Raw genomic sequence first — 4,544 nt, forward strand, 5'->3', positions numbered from 1 at the left:
CGCGACGAGCAACGCCGCGGCGAGGGCCAGCGCCGCGGCGGTCACGACGCACCCCGTTCGGTCAGCAGCGCCTCGAGGGCCGCCCGTCCGGGCCCGTCGCCGCACGCGGCGTGCCACGCCGTGTGCGCCACGACCGCACCGTCGGCGTCCCGCGTCAGGACCGCGATCTCGGTGAGCCGACGCACTCCCGTCGCGTCGCGGCCGACGTGCAGCAGCACCTGCACGGCGGCCGCCAACTGACTGTGCAGCGCCCGCCGGTCCAGTCCACCCAGCGCGGCCAGCGCCTCCAGGCGGGCCGGTACCTCTGCGGGCCGGTTGGCGTGCACGGTGCCGGCTCCTCCGTCGTGGCCGGTGTTCAGCGCCGCCAGCAGGTCGACCACCTCGGCGCCGCGCACCTCGCCGACGACGATGCGGTCGGGCCGCATGCGCAGCGCCTGCCGCACCAGGTCGCGCACGGTGACCGCGCCGACCCCCTCCACGTTGGGGGTGCGCGCGACCAGCTTCACCAGATGCGGGTGCGCGGGCGCCAACTCCGAGGCGTCCTCCACGCACACGATGCGTTCGGCGGACGCCACGGCGCCGAGCGCCGCCGACAACAGCGTGGTCTTGCCCGCACCCGTGCCGCCCGAGACCAGGAACGCCAGCCGCGCCGCGACGACGCGCCGCAGCAGGTCCACCGCGTCCGCGGCGATGGCGCCCGCGGCGGCCAGCGCGTCCAGGCCCTGGGTGGCCGGGCGCAACACGCGCAGCGACAGGCACGTCCCCGCCTCGGCGACCGGCGGCAGCACGGCGTGCAAGCGGATGGTGATGCCACCGACGCCGCGCAGCTGCCCGTCGACCCACGGCTGCGCGTCGTCCAACCGACGGCCGACGGTCAGCGCCAGCCGCTGGGCGAGCCGCCGCACGGCGTCCTCGTCGGCGAAGCGAACCGCGCTGCGCCGCAACCCCGCTCCGTCGTCGACCCACACGGCGTCCGGCGCGGTGACCAGGACGTCGGTGGTGCCGTCGGCGTACAGCAGCGGATCCAGCACGCCGACGCCGGTGAGTTCGGTCTGGACCAGCCGCAGCTCGCTGAGCACCTCGGTGTCGCCGAGCACGCCGCCGGACTCGGCGCGGATGGCCGCGGCCACGGCGGTGGGGCGCAGCGTGGAGGATTCGGCGGCCAGGCGCTCCCGCACCCGATCGACCAGCGAGGCGTTCACGCGGCGGCCACGGACGCATCGGCGGGCTTGCCGTGCAGCAGCGCGTGCACGCGGTGGGCCGCGTGGGCGAGCGGGCTCCTGGCGCGCATCGTCAGCCCGCCGCGTTCGAGCAGCTGCGCCAGCTGCGGTTGCGGGCGCATGGACGCCAGCAGCGGTAGGGCGGCGAGGGCCGCCACGTCGACGGCGCGTAGTCCGCCCGGCGCGGGGCCGCGGACCACGACCCCGACGTTGGCGTTCTCGCTCCCGAGCCAGCCGCCCAGGGCCGCCGTCGCCGCGGCCGAGCGAACGTCGGCGCACGTCACCACCACCACCAGGTCGGCGGCCTCGATTGCCGCACGGACCACCGCCGTGGGCTGCCGAGGGACGTCGCACACCACCGTCGCGCCGCCGCGGCTGCCGGCGTCGAGCACCGTTGCCAGGGCCCGGGCGTCGACGTCGCGCGCCGCCCGGCCCGCCGAGAGCACCGCCACCCCCTGGCGGGACGGCAGCGCGTCGCGCAGGGCGGGGTAGGAGACGCGGCCGCCCTGCAGCGTCAGGTCGGGCCAGCGCACTCCGTCGACGGCTTCGCAGCCCAGGACGAGGTCCAGCCCACCCGACCAGGGGTCGGCGTCGACCAGCAGCGCAGGACCCGGCGCCGTGAGTGCCAGTGCCGCCGCGAACACCGAGGCCCCGGCGCCGCCGCGGCCACCCAGCACGGCGACGACGGGTCCGCCCGCGCCCGGCTCCGCGGTGGCCGTGGCGGACAGGTCCGCGACGAAGGCGGCGTCGCCGCTGGGCAGTTCGACGACCCGCTGGACGCCGACCGCGATCGCGTCGCGCCAGACACCCGCATCCGGGGCCGCACCGGTGCCGACGACGAGGTACACCCCGGCTCGGCGCGGCAGGTCCTGTCCCGCGCACGCGGCGACGCCGGTGGCGTCGAGCACGACGGCCGACGCCGCGGCCCACGTCTTGGCGCCGGAGGGCTCGCCGGCGTGCACCACGCGGACGCCCGCCGCGGCCGCGATCCGGTCGACGTCGGCACGGAGGGCGGGATCGGCGACCAGGGCCAACAGGCCGCCGCGGTGGGTCCCGAGTGTCGTCACGGACACCACTGTGGGGCCCCGCCGCGACGGTGGCCGTGGCCGAAGGGGCCGTGCGGGCGGGGGCTGTGGATGAACGATCGTCTGGGGATGGACTCCGCGGTGCGCGCGAGCCGACCAGGATCACCCCGAGAAAGCCGGGAAAACACCCCGGAAAAGGGACGACCCCCGCCAGGGGGGGAGGAGGCGGAGGTCGTCGTGTATCAGCCCCGGGGGGTCGGGCTGATCCACACCCGGCATAAGCCGAGTAATGCTCACTATACACACGCGCGGCACCAGGGGCGCAAGTCTTTCGAGCGAACCTCTTGCCGACGAAAACGACCCCCGTGACCAGGAAACTTGCGGATCGCGCCTGCTGGCAAATCCTGCCGTTTCCCTGTGGCGACGCCACCGCGTCCCGCCCGCCCCCGACACCGGCCACCTATGCTGTGTGCGTGACCGCCACCTCCCCGGACGCCGCCGCCGCGGCGGCGAGCGCGGACGGCCCGGTGCGGACGGCGGCGTTCTTCGACCTCGACAAGACCGTGATCGCGAAGTCCAGCACGCTGGCGTTCAGCAAGCCGTTCTTCGACCAGGGACTGATCAACCGGCAGACCGTCTTGAAGTCGGCCTACGCCCAGTTCCTGTTCCTCATGTCGGGCGCCGACCACGAACAGATGGACCGCATGCGGTCCTACATCACCAACATGTGCACCGGATGGGACGTCGCGCAGGTCAAGTCGATCGTCGCCGAGGCGCTCCACGACATCGTCGACCCCCTGGTGTTCGCCGAGGCGGCCAGCCTCATCGCCGATCACAAGCTGTGCGGCCGCGACGTGGTCGTGGTGTCGGCATCCGGCGAGGAGATCGTCGCGCCCATCGCGCGCACCCTCGGCGCCACGCACGCCATGGCGACCCGGATGGTGGTGGAGGACGGCAAGTACACCGGCGAGATCGCGTTCTACTGCTACGGCGACGGCAAGGTCGACGCGATCCGCGAACTGGCTGCGCGCGAGGACTATTCACTCGAGCACTGCTACGCCTACTCCGACTCGATCACCGACCTGCCGATGCTGGAGGCCGTGGGCCACCCCACGGTGGTGAACCCCGACCGGGCATTGCGCAAGGAGGCGACGGCGCGCGGCTGGCCGGTACGGACGTTCTCCCGGCCCATTCCGCTGCGCGACCGCATCCCCGCACCGTCCGGCGCGGCGGTCGCCACCACGGTCGCCGTGGGTGTCAGCGCGCTGCTGGCCGGTGCGCTGACGTATTCGGCACTGCGCCGCTTCGCGCTGTAGCCCGTCCCTACTGGCTAGTAGCTGAGAGCCGGCGTAACGATCGGGCGACTCGACGCATTTGCCCCTTGATGTGACCGCCGTCACGGAGTACAAAGGGAGTCACGGAAGCCCGATGAGGCCAAGGCCATACCGGAAGAGAAGGTACGTCCTCCCGAGTCGAGCGTCCTAGCACGGACACGGGTACCCACGCGGAGCACATGCCGCGATAGAGGCAAAAGCGTTGTGGGCCTGCGGAATTGCGAAGAGCGAGCGGTGCCGACGATCCCTTGGGCGGGGTCGCAGCCGGACGCAGCGCAAGAACGCCGAGGCCGTCCCACACAACCCACCGAGCACGCTTGGTAACCCGGCGTCCGTGCTAGCGGGCGGCGAGCCGATGCGCATCCACGATGCACCTCGGAACGCCGCCCGCTTCGTTTGCTGCGGTCACTCCGTCATCGCCTGCGCAATGGCCAGCGCCTCGCGCGCTCCGGCGTGCAATCCGCGGGAGCTGTTGATCAGCCATGCCGTCAGTCCGTCCGGCGTGCCCGAGGCGAAGCCGCGCGCCGCCGCCTTGTAATCACCGGCCTGACGCATCCAGTACATCTCTGGCACCCCGAGCCCGTGCGGATCCAGTCCGCTGCTGATGGTGACCAGCCGCGACACGCCCCGCGCGACGACGCCGTCGGCCACGCCGAACGGGGCCAACGTCAGCAACTCGCCGTGCACGACGGCGGCCACCACCGGTGCAGGCACCCGTGTGCCACCGGTGACGACGTCGCCGAGCAACTCCAGCCGGCGCGCGACGTCGGGCTCGGGCCGCGGCCTGCCCAGCCGATCGTCGTCGGCGAGATCGGCGGCGGCCAGCGCGTGCAGTCGCGCGATGGCCTGCAGTGGGGCCCGCTGCCACACGCCGACGAGCGCCGTGGCACCGCCCTCCAGCGCCTCGGCGACGCGCAGCGCGCCGGCCAGGATCGGGTCCATGTCGTCGGCGTCGGCCACCACCA

4 protein-coding genes are annotated in these 4,544 nt (G+C 73.7%); 1 reads left to right on the forward strand and 3 read right to left on the reverse strand.

The genetic code is table 11. From position 1 onward, the window contains the following. Positions 1-41 precede the first annotated feature (41 nt). Together AC30CM_RS26690 and ssd are read right to left on the reverse strand one after the other, a co-directional pair. Positions 42-1,202, reverse strand: a complete 1,161-nt coding sequence (locus AC30CM_RS26690) for a TadA family conjugal transfer-associated ATPase (protein WP_490119925.1) — start codon at positions 1,200-1,202, stop codon at positions 42-44. Continuing rightward, on the reverse strand, positions 1,199-2,287 hold the full coding sequence (gene ssd, locus AC30CM_RS26695) for a septum site-determining protein Ssd (protein WP_490119926.1): 1,089 nt from the start codon (positions 2,285-2,287) through the stop codon (positions 1,199-1,201). The genes AC30CM_RS26690 and ssd overlap by 4 nt, the downstream gene beginning before the upstream one ends. Before the next feature lie 431 nt (positions 2,288-2,718). On the opposite strand from ssd, the gene AC30CM_RS26700 reads away from it, so the two are divergent. Then, the gene (locus AC30CM_RS26700; protein ID WP_490119927.1) at positions 2,719-3,561 is read left to right on the forward strand and encodes an HAD-IB family hydrolase; all 843 of its coding nucleotides are present in this window, start codon (positions 2,719-2,721) and stop codon (positions 3,559-3,561) included. A 423-nt stretch (positions 3,562-3,984) separates the two neighbouring features. On the opposite strand, the gene AC30CM_RS26705 is transcribed toward AC30CM_RS26700, so the two are convergent. Next, positions 3,985-4,544, reverse strand: a 560-nt coding sequence (locus AC30CM_RS26705) for an oxidoreductase (RefSeq protein WP_490119928.1), incomplete at its 5' end; no start/stop codon positions are given.

It is taken from the genome of Mycobacterium sp. DHQP2018-32-09, from assembly GCF_058148405.1.